At 41.2% G+C, this 20,265-nt stretch carries 16 protein-coding genes; 8 read left to right on the top strand and 8 right to left on the bottom strand.

Features of this window, described 5'->3' with window-relative positions; genetic code table 11:
* Positions 1-8: 8 nt before the first annotated feature.
* The 3 genes from rapZ to mgtE all read left to right on the top strand — a co-directional run bounded on the left by rapZ (position 9) and on the right by mgtE (position 2,618).
* Entirely contained in the window at positions 9-851 is an 843-nt protein-coding gene (rapZ, locus tag A7967_RS12590; protein ID WP_054204415.1) for an RNase adapter RapZ, read from the top strand.
* Between the two features lie 14 nt (positions 852-865).
* A complete protein-coding gene (locus A7967_RS12585; protein WP_054204416.1) occupies positions 866-1,138 on the top strand; it encodes an HPr family phosphocarrier protein in 273 nt (90 codons plus the stop codon).
* 121 nt (positions 1,139-1,259) lie between these two features.
* The gene (gene mgtE / locus A7967_RS12580; protein WP_054204417.1) at positions 1,260-2,618 is read left to right on the top strand and encodes a magnesium transporter; all 1,359 of its coding nucleotides are present in this window, start codon (positions 1,260-1,262) and stop codon (positions 2,616-2,618) included.
* 909 nt (positions 2,619-3,527) lie between these two features.
* Here mgtE and A7967_RS22130 read toward each other — a convergent pair.
* Both A7967_RS22130 and A7967_RS12575 read right to left on the bottom strand, forming a co-directional pair.
* Positions 3,528-3,686, bottom strand: coding sequence for a YqaE/Pmp3 family membrane protein (locus A7967_RS22130; RefSeq protein ID WP_064485887.1), 159 nt, complete (start codon positions 3,684-3,686; stop codon positions 3,528-3,530).
* A 61-nt stretch (positions 3,687-3,747) separates the two neighbouring features.
* The gene (locus tag A7967_RS12575; RefSeq protein ID WP_054204418.1) at positions 3,748-4,305 is read right to left on the bottom strand and encodes a BON domain-containing protein; all 558 of its coding nucleotides are present in this window, start codon (positions 4,303-4,305) and stop codon (positions 3,748-3,750) included.
* A 326-nt stretch (positions 4,306-4,631) separates the two neighbouring features.
* Here A7967_RS12575 and A7967_RS12570 point away from each other — a divergent pair, with 326 nt between their 5' ends.
* A complete protein-coding gene (locus A7967_RS12570) occupies positions 4,632-5,288 on the top strand; it encodes a LiaF domain-containing protein (protein ID WP_054204419.1) in 657 nt (218 codons plus the stop codon).
* Between the two features lie 868 nt (positions 5,289-6,156).
* On the opposite strand, the gene A7967_RS12565 is transcribed toward A7967_RS12570, so the two are convergent.
* The gene (locus A7967_RS12565; RefSeq protein ID WP_054204420.1) at positions 6,157-6,573 is read right to left on the bottom strand and encodes a VOC family protein; all 417 of its coding nucleotides are present in this window, start codon (positions 6,571-6,573) and stop codon (positions 6,157-6,159) included.
* Between the two features lie 249 nt (positions 6,574-6,822).
* Positions 6,823-8,172, bottom strand: a complete 1,350-nt coding sequence (gene pmbA / locus A7967_RS12560) for a metalloprotease PmbA (RefSeq protein WP_054204421.1) — start codon at positions 8,170-8,172, stop codon at positions 6,823-6,825.
* Between the two features lie 134 nt (positions 8,173-8,306).
* Here pmbA and yjgA point away from each other — a divergent pair, with 134 nt between their 5' ends.
* Positions 8,307-8,834: a ribosome biogenesis factor YjgA gene (yjgA, locus tag A7967_RS12555; RefSeq protein ID WP_054204422.1), complete on the top strand. Its 528-nt coding sequence runs from the start codon at positions 8,307-8,309 to the stop codon at positions 8,832-8,834.
* Between the two features lie 89 nt (positions 8,835-8,923).
* On the opposite strand, the gene A7967_RS12550 is transcribed toward yjgA, so the two are convergent.
* The 4 genes from A7967_RS12550 to A7967_RS12535 all read right to left on the bottom strand — a co-directional run bounded on the left by A7967_RS12550 (position 8,924) and on the right by A7967_RS12535 (position 14,445).
* A complete protein-coding gene (locus tag A7967_RS12550) occupies positions 8,924-10,294 on the bottom strand; it encodes a Gfo/Idh/MocA family protein (RefSeq protein ID WP_054204423.1) in 1,371 nt (456 codons plus the stop codon).
* 680 nt (positions 10,295-10,974) lie between these two features.
* A complete protein-coding gene (locus A7967_RS12545) occupies positions 10,975-12,048 on the bottom strand; it encodes a phosphotransferase enzyme family protein (protein WP_054204554.1) in 1,074 nt (357 codons plus the stop codon).
* A gap of 49 nt (positions 12,049-12,097) precedes the next feature.
* Positions 12,098-12,979: a nucleotidyltransferase family protein gene (locus A7967_RS12540; RefSeq protein ID WP_054204424.1), complete on the bottom strand. Its 882-nt coding sequence runs from the start codon at positions 12,977-12,979 to the stop codon at positions 12,098-12,100.
* Between the two features lie 95 nt (positions 12,980-13,074).
* Positions 13,075-14,445, bottom strand: a complete 1,371-nt coding sequence (locus A7967_RS12535) for an MBL fold metallo-hydrolase RNA specificity domain-containing protein (protein ID WP_054204425.1) — start codon at positions 14,443-14,445, stop codon at positions 13,075-13,077.
* A gap of 1,677 nt (positions 14,446-16,122) precedes the next feature.
* Here A7967_RS12535 and A7967_RS12530 point away from each other — a divergent pair.
* The 3 genes from A7967_RS12530 (at position 16,123) to mutT (ending at position 20,232) form a co-directional block, all read left to right on the top strand.
* Entirely contained in the window at positions 16,123-16,605 is a 483-nt protein-coding gene (locus A7967_RS12530; RefSeq protein ID WP_054204555.1) for a DUF721 domain-containing protein, read from the top strand.
* Between the two features lie 363 nt (positions 16,606-16,968).
* Positions 16,969-19,677 (top strand): preprotein translocase subunit SecA, encoded by a 2,709-nt coding sequence (secA, locus tag A7967_RS12525; RefSeq protein ID WP_054204426.1) that lies wholly within the window; start codon positions 16,969-16,971, stop codon positions 19,675-19,677.
* Positions 19,678-19,836: 159 nt separating this feature from the next.
* Positions 19,837-20,232, top strand: a complete 396-nt coding sequence (gene mutT / locus A7967_RS12520; protein ID WP_054452747.1) for an 8-oxo-dGTP diphosphatase MutT — start codon at positions 19,837-19,839, stop codon at positions 20,230-20,232.
* The last annotated feature ends 33 nt before the right edge of the window (positions 20,233-20,265 follow it).

Raw genomic sequence — 20,265 nt, 5'->3', positions numbered from 1 at the left:
GAGTTTACATGGAATTAATTATCATCAGTGGGCGCTCAGGGTCAGGTAAATCTGTCGCTTTGCGTGTATTAGAAGACCTTGGCTATTATTGTGTTGATAATATCCCTGTAAACTTATTACCGTCGTTAGTGCGTAGTGTATCTGATAACTACGATAAGATTGCCGTCAGTATTGATGTGCGTAACTTACCCAAAGAACAGCAAGAGTTTAATGATATCCTTGAGTATCTTCCGGGGTTTGCAAACCCAACTCTATTTTATCTAGACAGTGACGACCAAACGCTCATTAAGCGCTTTTCTGAAACACGCCGTTTACACCCACTTTCTTTAGATTCATTGCCACTTGATTTAGCCATTAAACAAGAAAAAGTGCTATTAGATGTACTCATTACCCGCGCCGACTTTATTCTTGATACAACCGATTTAAGTGTCCACCAGCTGGCTGAATCAATTCGCGAAAAAATCTTAGGAAAAAAAGATAAAAAACTGATCATTACATTTGAGTCATTTGGTTTTAAGCATGGCATTCCTAAGGGAGCTGATTATGTATTTGATGCGCGCTTTTTACCAAACCCACACTGGGAACCTGAATTAAAGCCACTAACAGGGCTTGATCAACCGGTAAAAGATTATTTAGCGAGTCACAGCATAGTGCAAAAATTCACATGGCAAATTCAAACTTTTATGCAAACATGGTTACCACACCTTGAACGCAATAATCGTAGCTACTTAACAATTGCAATCGGCTGTACCGGTGGACAACATCGTTCAGTGTATTTAGCACAAACCATTGGCGAAAGCTTTGCAATGAGCCATAGTAATGTGAAGATTCGCCATCGCGAACAAGAATAAACAAAGAGAAACCAATGCGTTTAGAAGATACATTTTTAATAGAAAATAAGCTTGGTTTACACGCCCGTGCAGCCAGTGTATTAGCGCAACTAGCCGTGCAGTTCGATGCCAGTATTACGCTTCATCAAGATAACAAAGAAGCCGCTGGAGATAGCGTATTAGGCTTAATGTTACTTGAAAGTAGCCAAGGAAAAGAAGTAAAAGTAGTGTGCGAAGGCCCCGATGCAGAACCCGCACTAGCGGCAATAGGACAACTTATTGCACAGAAATTTAACGAGCAAGAATAGCTCGTAGTATCGCTTTACAAATTGCGATAAACTGAATAAGCATGTTGGTTATAACAATCAGCCTGCTTAATTATCGAAGTCTACCCTACCCTAAAAGTGTATTAATTATTTAAGGACGCCAATGCCTGAAGCTTTTGAACAAGATTACCCACTACAACAACTAAAACAAGTGACTAAGTCACTTAACAGTGGTCAGTTTGTTCAAGTTAGGCGTATGTTGGCAAAAACAGCCCCATGTGACACCGCATTACTGCTTGAGTCATCCCCCCATAAAACTCGTACCCAACTATGGCAACTAGTTGACCCTGATGTTCAAGGTGACGTACTCGAAGAACTCTCAGAAGATGTTCGTTTAGGTATTATCGCCCAAATGGAACCGGAGCATATTGCTGCGGCCACTGAAGACATGGGGCATGATGATTTAGGTGAAGTGCTAAGAAGCCTGCCTGACACAGTTTATCAAGACGTTGTTAGCGCAATGGATAGCCAAGACAGAGAACGCGCAACGCAAGCTCTTTCATATCAAGAGCGCTCTGCTGGTGCGCTGATGAATACAGATACCGTGACCATTCGTCCAGATGTCACTATCGACGTGGTACTTCGTTATTTACGCTTAAGAGGTGAACTACCAGAGGGCACCGATGACCTTTATGTCGTTGATAAAAACAACTGCTTTATAGGTGCCATGTCACTAACCACATTATTGACTAATTCGCCGGATAAGATCATTCGTGATTTTATGGATGAAGATTGTGAGTCCATTCCTATTTCAATGGATGAAACGGAAGTAGCCCAACTATTTGAGCGCCATAACTGGATATCAGCACCTGTTGTTGATGATAACGACCATCTACTTGGTCGTATTACAATCGATGATATCGTTGACGTTATCCGAGAAGACGCCGAGCATAGCCTGTTAAGCTTGGCGGGTCTTGATGATGAAGAAGACACCTTTGCTCCCGTATTAAAAAGCTCTAAAAAACGCTCTATTTGGCTGGGAGTTAACTTATTAACAGCACTTATGGCAGCTATTGTTGCCAGCTTTTTTGAAAACACCTTAGCAATCCTACCTATCCTTGCTGTATTGAATGGCATAGTGCCTTCAATGGGTGGCGTTGCGGGTAGCCAAACATTAACACTTGTAATACGTGGTATTGCCGTTGGTCATATAAACCAAACTAACCAACGTTTCTTACTTATGAAAGAACTCGCTATTGGCGCGATTAACGGTATTGTTTGGTCAATTCTGATAGCAGGTGTAGTCGCAATTTGGCAGTGGGACTTTAAACTTGGTGGCGTACTCGCATTTGCAATGTTTATGAATCTAGTTGCTGCGGGCATCGCTGGTGCAAGTATCCCACTGATCTTGAAAAGAATGAAAATAGATCCCGCCCTTGCTGGTAGCGTAGTACTGACAACCGTTACAGACATTGTCGGCATATTCGCATTCTTAGGAACCGCAACCTGGCTGCTCGTCTAAGAGCGTACCTACACAAATTAAAACAGTGATTTTAACCACGCCGTAGGCGGGAGTTTACCTCGCGCACTGCCTGAAACAACACAGAAAAAGCATATATCCTGCCTAGTTTATTACTTACCTAGAATCTATTACTTTCCTGGAACCAAATATCTTTTAAAAAAATTCGCGCGGCATAAAGCCCCGCCTACACAAATTTAAACTGCTATGATTTTAACCATGGCCGTAGGCGGGAGTTTACCTCGCACACTGCCTGAAACAACACAGAAAAAGCATATATCCCGCCTAGTTTATTACTTACTTAGAATTTATTACTTTCCTAGAACCAAATATCTTTTCCAAAAAATTCGCGCGGCATAAAGCCCCGCCTACACAAATTTAAACTGCTATGATTTAACCACGGCCTCAGGCAGGATTTACCTTGCGCGGATTTTCTTAAAATTTGGGACGTAAGTTAATACTGAAGAATTCTGGTGGGTCATAAGTGCATGCTCTCTATTAGTAAATAGCATGCACTTATAATTTGAATGTAACCATCCTAGCTAAAATCCTTTTTGATCCTTGTGCAAACACATACCTTAAATAGGCAGTTCCAAAAATGTCCGTATAAATATAAATATCCTTTTAACTCCTGAGCCAATCCTTGTAGTTTTTATTATCCTTAACTAATCAACTTGATTATTTGTTCATTCCTTGGGTCATATCAATAACTCGCTTCCACTGTTGCGCTGTCCATAACGCTTTTGGGGGGCGTGTTTTTTCTTCCTGATTGTGTTGCGCTACCTTTTCCATAAAGATCTCCTGCTACGCTTTATATACCCAAACAACCTCAAGATACAGAAATTCATATTTTGAAATGGTTTGAATATGCTACCGTCCTTGCTGTTCATTCCTTGTCGCTAACTAATAAATTTAACGTTTCGCAATAATGTATATTGCATGTATTAGGCCTGGAAAATAACCTAATAGCGTTAATAAAATATTAATCCAAAATTGTGCACCTAGGCCAACTTGTAAAAACACACCTAAAGGCGGAATTAAAACCGATAATAAAATACGTATTAAATCCATTGTTTACACTCCTTGTTATAAGAGTAGAAAGCCCAGCCTAGCTGGGCGTTTCTAACTAAAATCACTCTGCGATAATAGTTAAATTATCAACTACATCACGTACATCTTCAGCATTTTTAGCAATTTTAACCGCAAGTTGCTTTTCAGCATCAGAGTCTACTGTACCATTGAGTGTCACAACACCTTTGTCAGTATCTACATCAATATCTGTACCGCCAACTTCTGAGTTGAATAAATAACGTGTAGTAATAACAGTACTAATCTTTGCGTCAGTTAAGTCACTTTCAACGCTATCGTTATCGTTGTGCTTGATTTCAGCATTTTTTACAACGGTAAGCTCATTATTTACGCCCAGTACACCATCAAGACTTAGTACTAGTTCTTCAGCTAACTCTTTATCAAGCTCGCTTTCAACTTTACCTGTCAGTACAACCTTGCCATTTTTTACATCTGTGTTAATGTCAAAATTGTTTAGGTTAGTGTTCATTAAAAGAACTGTTTCCGCCTTTCCATCAATCCAAGCATCTTTACTTTCATTTTCCCAGCTACTTGCTTGAGCACTCATAGCAGTTGTACCAAGAACTAAAGCGGCAATAATAGATTTGTTAAATGTTTTCATAATCTTTTTCCTTTTGATTTAAGACAATTAGAGTAATGCGAACATCAGGCCAACTTTTTAAACCTTTAATATCAACAACTTAAATCAAACCTAGTTTATCTCTCTTTCAACGTGTGGTAATAATTTACAGGCTATTAAGTAATTTGTTCTCATGGTTGTTAAATAAACCAATTAATAGTGTTGTTCGTTAATATTTCATTAATTTTAAAAGGTAAAGTATCTTTGAAATAAATAAACAGCTGATTTTTAACAACTAAAAAAATGGCCTAAGCTTTGCTTTACAAAAGAGCCATTACAAAACAACAAAGTCACTCAAAGGAAAACTCATGACTGTAAAATTAGAAGATCGCCCAATTGAACAAGTGCGTGAACAAGTTATTGATCAATTAATCTATAACTACAGCCACGCGGTTATTTCTGCAGAAGCCTTTGAGCGTCGATTGGACCAAGCAATGGAAGCCACAAACAACCAAACTCTAATCGATCTGGTGAGTGACTTAGAATTAAAAGCCGACAGTAGCTATCAATCTGAAAAACGTGCCCAGTTTTCTCCTAACTACAGTAACAACACTAGTGATGAAGGACTGCACCTACGTAGTATTCTTGGGTCAAACGAACGCAGTGGCCAGTGGGTTGTGCCAAAGGTGATCCATCTTACTAACCTACTTGGTTCAATAGAATTAGATTTTACAGATGCTATTTTTCAGCACCAACACATTACTATCCATGTAAATTGCTTATTAGGCAGTGACGAAATTTATGTACCTGAGCACGTTAACGTGGTTTCTAAAATATTCAGTGTTGTTGGTAGTGTCGAAAATAAATCGGTGTCGCTCAATAAACATCAAGGGCCAACAATTACCATTGAAGGCAAAGTGGTGCTTGGCTCAGTTGAAATAAAAATTAAACGCACAATAAAAGAAAAGTTTGTCAGCTTTGCCAACAGCCTAAAAACAAGCTGGCAAGGAAAAGATAAGTATTAAAGCGCCCTCCTACGTGCAGGAATATCGTAGGAACAGGCTTTAGCCGTGATAATAGCTGTGTTTGGCTGTGATGATTCGGTTTGACTGTTAATATTTTGTTTGAATAGCGTGAAACCCATCGGCGCTAAAGCGCGCTCCTACGTGCAGGTATATCGTAGGAACAGGCTTTAGCCGTGATAATAGTCGTGTTTGGCTGTGATGATTCGGTTTGGCTGTTAATATTTTGTTTGAATAGCATGCGGAACCCATCGGCGCTAAAGCGCGCTCCTACGTGCGGGTATATCGTAGGAACAGGCTTTAGCCGTGATAATAGCTGTGTTTGGCTGTGATGACTCGGTTTGGCTGTTAATATTTTGTTTGAATAGCGTGAAACCCATCGGCGCTAAAGCGCGCTCCTACGTGCAGGTATATCGTAGGAACAGGCTTCAGCCTTGATAATAGTTGTGTTTGGCTGTGATGATTCGGTTTGGCTGTTAATATTTTGTTTGAATAGCGTGAAACCCATCGGCGCTAAAGCGCTCTCCTACGTGCGGGTATATCGTAGGAACAGGCTTTAGCCGTGATAATAGCTGTGTTTGGCTGTGATGATTCGGTTTGGCTGTTAATATTTTGTTTGAATAGCGTGAAACCCATCGGCGCTAAAGCGCGCTCCTACGTGCGGGTATATCGTAGGAACAGGCTTTAGCCGTGATAATAGTTGTGTTTGGCTATGATGATTCGTTTGGCTGTTAATATTTTGTTTGAATAGCATGCGAAACCCATCGGCGCTAAAGCGCTCCCCTACGTGCGGGTATATCGTAGGAACAGGCTTTAGCCGTGATGATAGCTGTGTTTGGCTGTGATGATTCGGTTTGAATTTTGTCCCAAATCATAAATCGTTATTTCGCTCACTGGGAATATCACTTAAATACTCAACAAACTCTACTTCAAAACCAGCAGGATCAATAAAGTACACATTTTTCCTGAATGGATTATCTGCACCTGGTTTAGCAATGCTATAACCCGCATTTTCTAAACGCGAAATAACCGCAGCTATATTACTAGTCACATAAGCAAAATGCGCAAGGCCAACTTGGTGTCCTGTTAGATTACGATTAGGTTGCTCACCATTATCGCTAAGTGCTAGATACTGGCGGTCATCTCCAAAGTGCAACCATTTACGTGGTTTTCCATGCCAATCACCTCGCCCTTCGCTTCTGATTGACCAATGTGGAAAAGCGGCCTTATAAAAATGTAGCATCTCATCAACATTACTCACCACCAAATTTACGTGCTCTAAATACATAATAAATACCCTTTATTTAAAATAATTTAAGTCACAATAAAACCTCAACAATAGTTGAGGTAAAGTGTTTTTATTTAAAATTGGATAATAAAAAGATAACCGATTTGCGCGGCGTAAAGCCCCGCCTACAACAAACCCAAATATCTGAGTTAATCATACCTGTAGGCGGGAGTTTACCCCGCACAATGTTATGCTTATGACTGACGGCTGACGGCTGACGGCTTACGGCTTACAACTTCAAGCTTTAACCTAACTTCCCGCAACCTGCATTTGTTCAATCAATACCGAGCCTGTTTGAATACCACCACGACGCTCTATATCGCCACCAATTCCACTAATTGCCTTAAACATATCTTGTAACTTACCGGCAATGGTAATTTCACTCACTGGATATTGAATTTCACCATTTTCAACCCAGAAACCCGCTGCGCCACGAGAGTAATCACCCGTTACTGTGTTAACACCTTGGCCCATTAGCTCTGTAACCAATAAGCCTGTGCCCATTGTTTTTAATAATGCAGCTAAGTCAGCATGAGTTTGCTCAACCAACCAATTATGAATGCCACCAGCATGGCCTGTTGGTGTCATATTCATCTTACGTGCAGCGTAGCTCGCTAATAAATAAGTTTGTAACTGGCCACCTTGAATGATCTCACGATCAATTGTTTTTACACCTTCACTATCAAAAGGAGATGACGCTAAGCCTTTTAAAATATGCGGACGTTCTGAAATATTAACGCAATTGCTAAATACCTGTTTACCTAAGCTGTCTAATAAAAAACTCGATTTACGATATAGTGCACCACCGCCAATAGCCGACACTAAATGCCCAAACAATGAGTTGGCAATATCAGCTCTAAAAACAACCGGGACTTTCATGGTGCCTAACTTTTGACTATTAAGTTTTGCTAACGTTTCAGTGGCAGCTTCCAGACCAACTGAAGCCGCATCATTTAACCCTGCTTGGTCACGTGCTACAGTGTACGCAGAATCACGCTGCATTTGTTCGCCATCTTTACCTATCACCATAGTGCTAATGCTATGACGTGTGCGCGGGTAACCAGTGATTAAGCCATGGCTATTACCATATACTCGTAAGCCTTGATGTGATGAAAAACTAGCGCCGTCAGAATTCACAATGCGCTCATCAGCATTGAGTGCAGCTTGTTCTGCCGCATGACATAACTCGATACCCTCTTCAGGGCTCACATCCCATGGGTGGTATAAATCTAAATCAAGTGGAGCAAATTCAAGTAATTCCTTATCGGCAACACCATTATGCGGGTCATCAGATGTGAACTTTGCAATATCAATTGCTTTTTCGACGACGGTACGTAACGTTTTAGGATTTAAATCAGCCGTTGATGCAGACCCTTTATGATTGCCAACATAAACGCTGATCCCCAATCCACCGTCTTGGTTAAACTCAATCGTTTCGACCTCACCCATACGTGTGCTTACCGATAAACCCGATGTGCTCGACATTGCCGCTTCGGCTCCAGTTGCACCAAGTTTTTTTGCATGCTCTAGCACTTCTGCCACGGCATCTTTGACTTGAGAAATCTGAGTGTAAATAGGATCTTGCTGTTGGCTTTTCATATTTTAGGTCCTGAGCTTGTAACGCTTACAATATACTTAAATGCTAACACACTCATCGCATTGCATCAGCTAATATTAATCATTAAAAGAATCGCGTATAATGCCGACAGTTAACGTTATTATATGAGCACCCCATGGCGAAGAAAAAAGGCAAGCCTGCTGAAATTGAAGAAGAAATTATCTATGTATCAAAAAGTGAACTCAAACGCGAAGCGCAAGAGTTTCATCAGTTGGGTTCCGAAATTGCCAAAATGGGGAAAAAGCAGCGCGAACGCTTACCCTTAAATGACGATTTAAAAGCTGCAATGGTTGTTGCTGATAAAATCAGTAACAAGAGCGATGCATACCGTCGCCACCTAAACTACATAGCAAAAACATTACGTACTGTTGAAAACATCGAAGACATAAAAGCGATTATCGACATCATGCTTAATAAAAATAATCAGGCTGAAGTTATGATTAAAAAAATTGAGCAATTACGTAGTGACTTAATAGCACAAGGTGATGATTTAATTAATCAAACAATTGAAGATTACCCTGCACTAGAGCGTCAAAAAATGCGTCAATTAGTGCGTAATGCTGCCAAAGAAGCTAAAGCAGAAAAGCCAGCACGAGGCTATAAAGAGCTTTTTCAGTATTTAAAAGAAACAATAATGTCATAATATTAAATATTATTGATATTAAAAAAGCCCATTAATACAACGTATTAATGGGCTTTTTTATTTGTACACTAAAGCGCTGACGCCCTAGCCTAGCTAACAATACCTAATGGTTGGGCATTTTTCCAAGCACCCCGAGTGAAATCAGGGATATCAATTGATGCACTGCGGCTGCTGACTGACTGCGCCGATAACGGCGATATAACCGACCATGCTGCGCCATCGTATACATCTTGATCTAAAGCTTCGCCATTGCGTAAACAATAAATCATGCGCCAAAACATTAAAAAGTCCATGCCGCCATGCCCGCCATTACGCTGCGCTTCTTCACCCATTTTAGTCCATAACGGATGATCATATTTTTTATACCAATCTTCCATTTCATAATCCCACTCATGAAAACTCTTAGAGCCGCCTTCTTCAAGCGCGATACGATTTGGAAAACCAGCAAACACACCATTAGTGCCTTGAATTAAATTATGGCGAGAATAAGGCCTTGGTGTAGTCGTATCGTGCTGGACCATAATACTGCGCCCTTTGATTGTTTTGATAAGCGTGGTGTTCATGTCACCAGCGATGTAGTTAAGTTGATTGCGTTGATGATCTGCAGGAAACTCTTTTTTAGCGTAGGCACTGCGCCCTAAAGCGGGTGAGCTCATCGACGTTAAAAAATCAAAACGATCGCCACGGTTAATATTCATATACTGTGATACCGGCCCTAAGCCATGTGTTGGGTATAAGTTACCATCACGCTGAGCATGCCACGCAGTACGCCAAGAGCCCGTTTTATGCTCAAGCTCTTTCATCTGCCAACGTAGCTCATGAATATACGCCGCTTCACCATGCAATAACTCGCCAAATACACCTTGGCGAACCATATTCAATACCATTAACTCATCGCGGCCGTAGTTGACGTTTTCCATCATCATACAGTTCTTTTGGGTGCGCTCTGCGGTATCGACAATTTGCCACATTTCTTCAACTGTTAATGCCAGTGGTACTTCAACAAATGCGTGCTTACCGCTATTCATAGTATCAATCGCCATCGGAGCATGCCATGCCCAGGGGGTTGAAATAATAACAATATCAATATCATCGCGATTAAGCATTTCTTGATAGGCGTTATCAGCTCCTGAATATAGCGCAGGCTTTGGAAGGCCTTTATCTGTTAAGAATTTTGCTGAACGTTCGAGTACTTCTGTATGCGTATCACAAATGGCTGTTATCTTAGTACCCGCAATATGACTCATGCGTTTTACATGGCCATAACCACGCTGGCCTACACCTATAAAGCCCACCCGTACAACATCCATTTTTGGTGCAATTAAACCAATAACTGAACGCCCTTGTTGTGCTGGCGTAACTGCTCCGCCATTAACACCACTTGCACACCCTGCCACAACACTTGCTGCAGCCGCTGCACTAGCCGCTTTTAAAAAGTCTCGACGATTAAACTGCTTCATTATTATTATCCTTGAATTAACCTGTTTTTAACTTACCTAAAACAGGTTAATAGGTAAAGCTGATAGGGATAGATAGCAGAAAAAGGAGATTAATGTAGAAGAGCGCTTTAGCGCCGATGGGTTTTGCACAGGTATTCAAACCGAATTCATAACAGCCAAACATAACCATTACCACGGCTGAAGCCTGTTCCTACGATATATCTACACGTAGGGGGGCGCTTTAGCGCCGATAGATTTCGCACAGGTATTCAAACCGAATCCATAACAGCCAAACATAACCATTATCACGGCTAAAGCCTGTTCCTACGATATACCTACACGTAGGAGAGCGCTCTAGCGCCGATGGATTTCGCACAGGTATTCAAACAGAATCATCACAGCCAAACAGAACCTTAACAGCCAAAAATAATCATTATCACGGCTAAAGCCTGTTCCTACGATATACCTACACGTAGGAGAGCGCTTTAGCGCCGATGGGTTTCACGCTATTCAAACAAAATATTAACGGCCAAACCGAATCATCACAGCCAAACATAACCATTATCACGGCTAAAGCCTGTTTCAACAATATATTTGCACGTAGGAGAGCGCTTTAGCGCCGATAGGGTTTATCAAAGTACAACCCCTTAAGAGCAAATGCGGCTCTTAAGGGTTATCTGTTGTGATTCAATGAAATCTAGTTAAACATCACTTAATATAGCTTTAAGCGTGCTTTTTTTAGCTAGAATATCACGATATAACGCAAACTGATTTTGCGCACGTTCAAGGTTATGATTCGCATGCTTGATCGAGAAATAATGATCACCATCAATGTAATCAGTTAAAAAACGTAAACCAATCATAAACGTCATTACCTTTGTGCCTAACCAAAAACTTTGCTTTTCTTGTTCAGTGATTAGGTCTTTTAAAGGTTCCACATACCCTTTAACAACCGCTTCAAAAATGTCTTCACGCACACGCACGTTTGCTAAATTTGTTGAATCTTCTTGTTCTGGAGAACAAAAAGTTCGCACCATATCACCAAAATCATAAAGCCAATAACCTGGCATGCAGGTGTCTAAATCAATAACGGCTTTTGCACCATGTGATTTATTACAAAACAACATGTTGTTAATTTTAGTATCGTTATGACAAGGGCGAATTGGTACAACCCCTTTCAATGCTTTTAATTCATCAATTAAACCAAATTGAGATAAGCAAAAATCAACCTCCGCTTGGCAACTTGCTAAACGGTTTTCAGGATCTGCTTTGATAACGTCTGTTAATTTTTCAGCGCGCATTGCTAAATTATGAAAATCAGGAATAACATGGTGTAACTGCTTCGCATCAAAATCTTCTAACGCAACAGCAAACTGGCCAAATGCATTGGCCGCAGTTTCTGCTTGTGAAGTATTTGCCACTACATCTTCACTATAACTGCCGCCAATAAATTCGAGCGCACGCCACAAACCTTGTTCACATTCAACTAAATAATCATCGCCAACCGTCGCAACATGACGAATAATATCTAAATTATATTCGCCTACTTGATGCTTTTGCGTTAAATGGGATTCAATTAAACGTGCGTTTTTAACCAGCATATCTGGTTCAGGAAAAACGTCGGTATTGAGTTTTTGGACTACTAACGACTTGCTAGGCACGCTTAACAGCATAGTGCTGTTAATATGGCCACTTCCAATCGGCTTCATGCTGACACGTTCATTGCCTAGACCAAAATTCTCAGACAAGTAAACCGCAGTGGGATTTGACTTCATACTTACTTCGCTATTTTTGTGCCCAGAAAAAGGCAAGATCGGTGCTATTTCATCCATGACGTAATTCATATAATTTACTCGCAACATCCTGTAATTCAGATTTATAGGTCACTCCATACCAGGACTCTTGCGCAGTATAAACGGTGACACTTTGTTGATTGTTTGTGATCGTTTGTTGAATTTGATCAGGCAAATAATACTCCATCTTGACACCGTTGTCATATTTTTGCAGGAAGTTATCAAAACCGGTTTCTAATCTATTGAAAAATGAAGGCGTTAACCCCCAAAAACTCATTGAACCTAGCGCATCATCAGCAATGTGAACCCGCTGTTGCTGTGGGTTTTCACCCATAAGGGAGTTGTTTTCTATGCTTATGTTTAAAAACTCAATAACATTTATAAGCTGGTTATTTTGGATCTTGCAAACACCTCGATTAACGCCTCCTTGATCAGATAAAGTATTGATAATTGGGTAACCAACCATCGCCCAATCTGAGTGTAATTTAAAATGTTCAGCCAATAAATTAAATGACGAAGTTCCATAATAATCATCAGCGGTAATCACAATAAAAGGATTATGTACATGCTGTTTTGCGCACAATAAAGCATGACCCGTGCCCCAAGGCTTTACACGTTCATCAACCAGTGCTTTAAATTGCACTGGTACTAAATCAATTCGCTGTTCAACCAACACCACGTCAAGATCTAAAGGCAGACGCGGTAAAATAACCTGCTCTATTTCACTGCGAACAGCCTGGTTGATTATAATAACCACTTGAGTCACACCTGCAGCATATGCATCTGTAATACTTAACTCCATGATGGTACAGCCTAATCCTGATATTTCAGCAATTTGCTTGTTGCCACCAAAGCGACTGCCTAAGCCGCCCGCCAATATAACTAAACTCAAATCATGTTTTTTAATATTCATTTTCAACCATTTTTATTATTCTCGATTCTTAACGACCTAAGTGTATCAGTTTTAACACTTGTCTCTATACCCAAATATAGTTATCTAAATAACAACTATTTTGCAATTTCAACGCTTGTCGCATTACCTAAAATAGCCTTGTACTTTTGCGCTAATGCTTGCTTTGCTTGCTCATCGCCGTGCACAATTTTAATCAAAGCAGGCTTTTTGCGCATTCCTGTTACAAACTTAACTAAGCCTTTTTGATCTGCGTGAGCGCTGTAACCACTAATTGTGTGAATTTTAGCGCGTATAGTCACTTTACTGTCGTTAATATGCACATAACCGCCACGTGGGCCATATGTTTGAATGTCTCGGCCAAGCGTTCCACGGCCTTGGTAACCAACAAAAATTATATCCGTTGTTTTATCTGACAAAAATCGGCTCAGGTAATTCACAATTCGGCCACCTGTGCACATGCCACTCGCGGCAATAACAATTGCAGCTTCATCTCGCTTACTTAAATACTCAATCACTGCAAGATGCTCTTTATGGCTATCAACAGTATGTAATTGTCGAAAATCTAACGGGTGACGGCCGTTCGCTAAACGCTTTTTAGCCTCATCATCCCATAGACTTTTAAACTCTCGATATTTACTCGTAAAATTAGCCGCCATAGGTGAATCAACAATCACATTAATACTTTGCCAAGATGGGTTTTTACGGGCGTTGTGAATAATTTGCTCTAACTCGTAGAGTAACTCCTGCGTACGCCCAATGCTAAAAGCAGGCACTAATACAACGCCGCTGTCTGCAACCGCTTTTTCAATCACTTTTTTAAGCGTTGATGTTCGCTCTTTTCGCCCTTGATGGTTTTTATCGCCGTAGGTTGATTCAATCACGAGCACATCAGCCTTATAAGGCGCTTTGGGGCTTGGTAACAGCGGCGTATAAGGCGCGCCTAAATCACCAGAAAACACCACACGCTGAAGATTAGGTTTTACCCCTACATCGACTTCAACATAAGCTGAACCAAGAATATGCCCAGCACGCTGAAACCGAGCCTTTGTAAGGGGTAACTCATTACTGCCAGGTAACTCAAACCACCGATTAAATTCAACAGCGACAATACGTTTTTCAAGTAAACTTAAGCAGGCATCTATGATTTTTTGATCTCGCGTTACACCCACTTTAAGTGCATCTTCAATCACCAAGGGCAACAAGCTTGCTGATGCCTTTGAGGTAAAAATGGGTCCACTAAAACCAGCAGCAAACAAATAAGGAATACGGCCAACATGATCAATATGGCAATGAGTCACGATTAATGCCGTAACGGTAGAAATATCAAAATCGATTGCTAAATCTGGCCCCGCGTCTTCACCTTGAAAAATACCACAATCAATCAGCACCGATTCAGTACTTGTATAGTCGAGTTGATGACAAGAGCCTGTCACCCCATTCACCGCTCCATGGTGTGTAATATTCATAATATATCCTTATATGTTTAAACAATGTACAGCGAGATTAAAATATATCAGCACAAAATAAAAGAGATAAACATAATGCCCGCACGTAGGAGAGCGCTTTAGCGCCGATAGGTTTCGCACAGGTATTCAAACAGAACCTTAACAGCCAAACATAATCATCATCACGGCTAAAGCCTGTTCCTACGATATACCTGCACGTAGGAGAGCGCTTTAGCGCCGATAGATTTCGCACAGATATTCAAACAGAACCTTAACAGCCAAACATAATCATCATCACGGCTAAAGCCTGTTTCAACAATATATTTGCACGTAGGAGAGCGGCTTTAGCGCCGATAGGGTTTCGCACAATATTCAAACCGAATCCATCACAGCCAAACATAACCATTATCACAGCTAAAGCCTGTTTCAACAATATACCCGCACGTAGGAGAGCGCTTTAGCGCCGATAGGTTTCATGCGATGTTCAGCAGAATATTAACGGCCAAACAGAATCATCACAGCCAAACATAACCATTATCACGGCTAAAGCCTGTTCCTACGATATATCTACACGTAGGAGAGCGCTTTAGCGCCGATAGGTTTCATGCGATGTTCAGCAGAATACTAACGGTCAAACAGAATCATCACAGTCAAACATAACTATTTTCACGGCTAAAGCCTGTTCCTACGATATATCTACACGTAGGAGCGCGCTTTAGCGCCGATGGGTTTCACGCTATTCAAACAAAATATTAACGGCCAAACCGAATCATCACAGCCAAACATAACTAATATCACGGCTAAAGCCTGTTCCTACGATATATCTACACGTAGGAGAGCGCTTTAGCGCCGATGGGTTTCGCACGATGTTCAAGCAGAATATTAACGGTCAAACAGAATCATCACAGTCAAACATAACTATTTTCACGGCTAAAGCCTGTTCCTACGATATACCCGCACGTAGGAGAGCGCTTTAGCGCCGATGGGTTTCGCACGATGTTCAAGCAGAATATTAACGGCCAAACAGAATCATCACAGCCAAAAATAACCATCATCACGGCTGAAGCCTGTTCCTACGATATACCTGCACGTAGGAGAGCGCTTTAGCGCCGATGGATTTCATGCGATGTTCAAGCAGAATATTAACGGTCAAGCAGAATATTAACGGTCAAGCAGAATATTAACAGCCAAAAATAACCATCATCACGGCTAAAGCCTGTTCCTACGATATACCCGCACGTAGGAGCGCGCTTTAGCGCCGGTGGGGGAATCACACCATATAAGATTAAATCAAAATAGAGTATGCAATCACGGCTAAAGCCTGTTCCTACGATATACCTGCACGTAGGAGCGCGCTTTAGCGCCGATGGGTTTCACGCTATTCAAACAAAATATTAACAGCCAAACACAGCTATCATCACGGCTAAAGCCTGTTCCTACGATATACCTGCACGTAGGAGCGCGCTTTAGCGCCGATGGGTTTCACGCTATTCAAACAAAATATTAACAGCCAAACCGAGTCATCACAGCCAAACACAGCTATTATCACGGCTAAAGCCTGTTCCTACGATATACCCGCACGTAGGAGCGCGCTTTAGCGCCGATGGGGTTACTTAATTTGAAATGCCAGCATTAATCATTGCTTTGTATTTGCAATCATTTAAAATAAATTTCTTCGTTCTAAATACTGGTGTTTTCATGGCTAAAGACAGGTTCGCACCAAAGCCATTAAACGATATTATGGCGGGCCTCAGCGGCAGATTGGCGTCATATGCAGGCAAAAGCCAAGCTCTCGATAAGCAGCAAACTTTACTGAGTGATTTTTTAGGCGCTAATTTAGGCGGTAAATGTCGCGTAAGTAACTATCGCGATGGCACACTTATGATCGAAGCGGTATCAGCGCCTATCGCACTGCGTTTAAATTATTTAAAAATGGATATGCTTTCACATTTTCGAGCTGCTGGTATGGCTGAGCTTGGGCAAATAAAAATTACTGCAAATCCACAAACTACGCAGCGCTTGAGCCCAAACACCACTACAAAAATGAATAACAACGCACCCGCAGCTAAACACCCCCCCATGAGCGAACAAACAGCAGATTACCTCACCGCAATTGCCTCAAACGCCCCCCCTTCGCTTAAAGCAAAACTAGAGCGACTCGCACGGCACGGGAAAAAGTAAGTACCTCATTGATAATAAGCCAGCCGATTGCTTTGTTTTCACCCTTGATTTTATTTTATCCACCTCCATATATTCATCGTTAATGTAATAAATGAGCAAGATTAAAGTTATCTTTACGGTATTTACGAAATTTTTCAGTTAAAAATGGGCATCTTGATGAACAGGTGGTTCGTTGTTTCGCAGAGTCTGGTATAGTAACGCACGTAATAAATGATGCATTTTGCAGCGTTTATTAAAATTGCTAATTAATATGTTCTTTTTATGAGCAGTATATTAATTAGTAATGACCCCAAAACGCTTGGGCATATCAAAATGGGTTAGCTGATAATCGGCTAACAAAGAATATATTGTAACGGTTTTATCATGATATCTAATTTATTTACCAAGATTTTTGGTAGTCGCAATGACCGCACTATTAAAAATTTAAGAAAGACGGTCGCGCTGATCAACGCACTTGAAACGCAACTAGAAGCGCTTTCAGACGAAGATTTAAAAGCCAAAACAGCAGAGTTTAGAGAACGTTACGATAACGGACAAAGCCTTGATGACATTCTGCCAGAAGCCTTTGCTGTGGTACGTGAAGCATCAAAGCGTGTTAATAGCATGCGTCACTTTGACGTACAGCTTCTTGGCGGTATGGTACTAAACCAAGGGCGTATTGCAGAAATGCGCACCGGTGAGGGTAAAACACTTACTGCAAGTTTACCGGCTTACTTACGTGGCTTAACGGGTAAAGGCGTCCACGTTATTACCGTAAACGACTACTTAGCAAAACGTGATGCTGAAACAAACCGTCCACTATTTGAATTTTTAGGCTTAACAGTTGGCTGCAACGTACCAGGTATGATGCCGCAGCAGAAAAAAGAAGCCTACGCTGCCGATATTACTTACGGTACAAATAACGAGTTTGGTTTTGATTACCTACGTGACAATATGGCGTTTAGCATTAACGAACGCGTACAACGTCCACTTTACTACGCAGTAGTGGATGAAGTTGACTCAATCTTAATTGATGAAGCGCGTACTCCGCTTATCATTTCAGGCCCAGCTGAGGATAGCTCTGAGCTTTACACTGAAATCAATACCATCGTTCCTACTCTTGAACTACAAGAAAAAGAAGACGAAGAAGGTATTGAAGGCGATGGCGATTTCACAATCGATGAAAAATCTAAGCAAGTTCATTTAACTGAACGCGGCCAAATTAAAGTTGAAGAATTACTAACCGAGCGCGGTTTAATAGCAGAAGGCGATTCGCTTTACTCTGCAGGTAGTATCACTTTACTAAGCCATGTTTATGCTGCATTACGCGCTCACAAGCTCTATCAAAAAGATGTTGATTACGTTGTAAAAGAAAACGAAGTTATCATTATAGATGAGCATACAGGCCGTTCAATGGAAGGGCGTCGTTGGTCTGAAGGTTTACACCAAGCTGTTGAAGCTAAAGAAGGTGTAAAAATTCAAAACGAAAACCAAACGTTGGCATCAATCACATTCCAAAACTACTTTCGTATTTACGAAACCCTTGCAGGTATGACAGGTACTGCCGACACTGAAGCATTTGAGTTCCAGTCAATCTACGGCCTTGATACTGTTGTTATGCCAACTAATAAGCCAATGATCCGCGATGACCGTGCTGACCTAGTTTACTTAACGCAAGAAGAAAAATACGAAGCAATTTTAGTCGATATTAAAGATTGCCAAGAGCGCGGCCAACCAGTATTGGTGGGTACTATTTCAATTGAAAGCTCAGAGTACTTATCGCAATTTTTACGTAAAGAAAAAATTAAGCACAACGTACTTAATGCTAAGTTCCATGCGCAAGAAGCCGACATCGTTGCTGATGCAGGTTTACCTGGCACAGTAACCATTGCAACTAACATGGCCGGTCGTGGTACCGATATTGTGTTAGGTGGTAACTGGAATAGCGAACTTGAAAAACTTGATAACCCAAGTGATGAAAAAATAGCTGAAATCAAAGCGGCATGGCAAATACGTCACGATGCAGTAATTACAGCTGGCGGTTTACATATTATTGGTACCGAGCGTCATGAATCTCGCCGTATTGATAATCAGCTTCGTGGTCGTTCTGGTCGTCAGGGTGATGCTGGGTCAAGCCGTTTTTACTTATCAATGGATGACGCATTAATGCGTATATTTGCTGGTGAACGCATGACTAACATGATGCGTAAACTCGGCATGCAACGCGGCGAAGCCATCGAGCACCCATGGGTTAACCGCGCAATTGAAAACGCACAACGCAAAGTAGAAGCACGTAACTTTGACGTTCGTAAACAATTACTAGAATACGATGACGTAGCAAACGACCAACGTCGTGTTGTATACGCACAACGTAATGAGCTACTTGTTGAAGGCGATATTTCAGAAACCATCACGGTTATTCGTGGCGATGTACTTGGTAACACAATTGACCAATATATTGCACCGCAAAGCCTTGCTGAAATGTGGGATATCCCAGGCCTAGAAGAACGCTTAAAACAAGATTTCTTGATCGAGCTGCCAATCACACAATGGCTAGCAGACGACAACAAGCTTTACGAAGAAAAGCTGCGTGAACGAATCGAAGAAGAGATCAATACCGCATACAAGCAAAAAGAAGAGCAAGTTGGCGAACCAGTACTTCGCCAGTTTGAAAAAGCAATTATGCTGCAAAGCCTTGATCAACATTGGAAAGATCACCTTGCTGCAATGGACCATTTACGCCAAGGTATTCACTTACGCGGTTATGCACAAAAGAACCCTAAGCAAGAATACAAGCGTGAATCGTTTGAATTGTTCTCAGAGATGCTTGAAAACCTTAAAATCGACGTAGTAAGTATTTTAAGTAAAGTACAAGTGCGCGCTGAAGAAGACGTTGAAAAAATCGAAGAGCAACATCGCAAAAGCGAAAGCGCACCTCGCGAATATCAACACGAAGAAGTTGAGCACGTTGGCGGCGAAACACCACAAGGTGCCGTAGTCGCAGCTCGTGCGGAGCCAAAAGTTGGCCGTAACGAACCATGCCCTTGTAAATCAGGTCAAAAATTTAAACAGTGTTGCGGTAAATTAAAGTAACCATATATTGTTAAGTAATAATTAAAAAGCGACGCCTGCGTCGCTTTTTTTATGAAAATAATTAGGTGACAATAACCGATATAAGCTGGCTTTGGCGTTTATATTTACCGTAGGCGGGGCTTTACGCCGCGCAGATTAATTAAAAATAGAGATTAAAATATGACAAAAAAAATAATCCACGTAGCCGTTGGCGTTATCAAAGCTGGCAACACATTATTTATTTGCAAACGCCCAGACGATAAACACCAAGGCGGTTTATGGGAGTTTCCGGGTGGGAAAGTAGAAAGCGGCGAAACCGTATTTGAGGCACTAAAACGCGAACTTATTGAAGAAGTAGCATTAACGATTCACAGCTCAAGCCAGCTAATGGTCATAGAGCATGATTATGGCGATAAATGTGTAAAACTAGACGTGCATGTTGTCACCGACTTCAGCGGCGATGCACATGGCGCCGAAGGCCAATTAAGCGCATGGGTAGCAATTGATAAGCTAAGCGAATACAACTTCCCCGCCGCCAATGTAGAAATCATCGAAAAAATAAAAACACAATTTTAAACTCCACCTCGCGCATTAACACCAAACTGCGCG

The organism is Pseudoalteromonas neustonica, assembly GCF_001653135.1.
Classification (GTDB): Bacteria; Pseudomonadota; Gammaproteobacteria; order Enterobacterales; family Alteromonadaceae; genus Pseudoalteromonas; species Pseudoalteromonas neustonica.
This window is presented reverse-complemented; position numbering and strand designations above follow the sequence as displayed.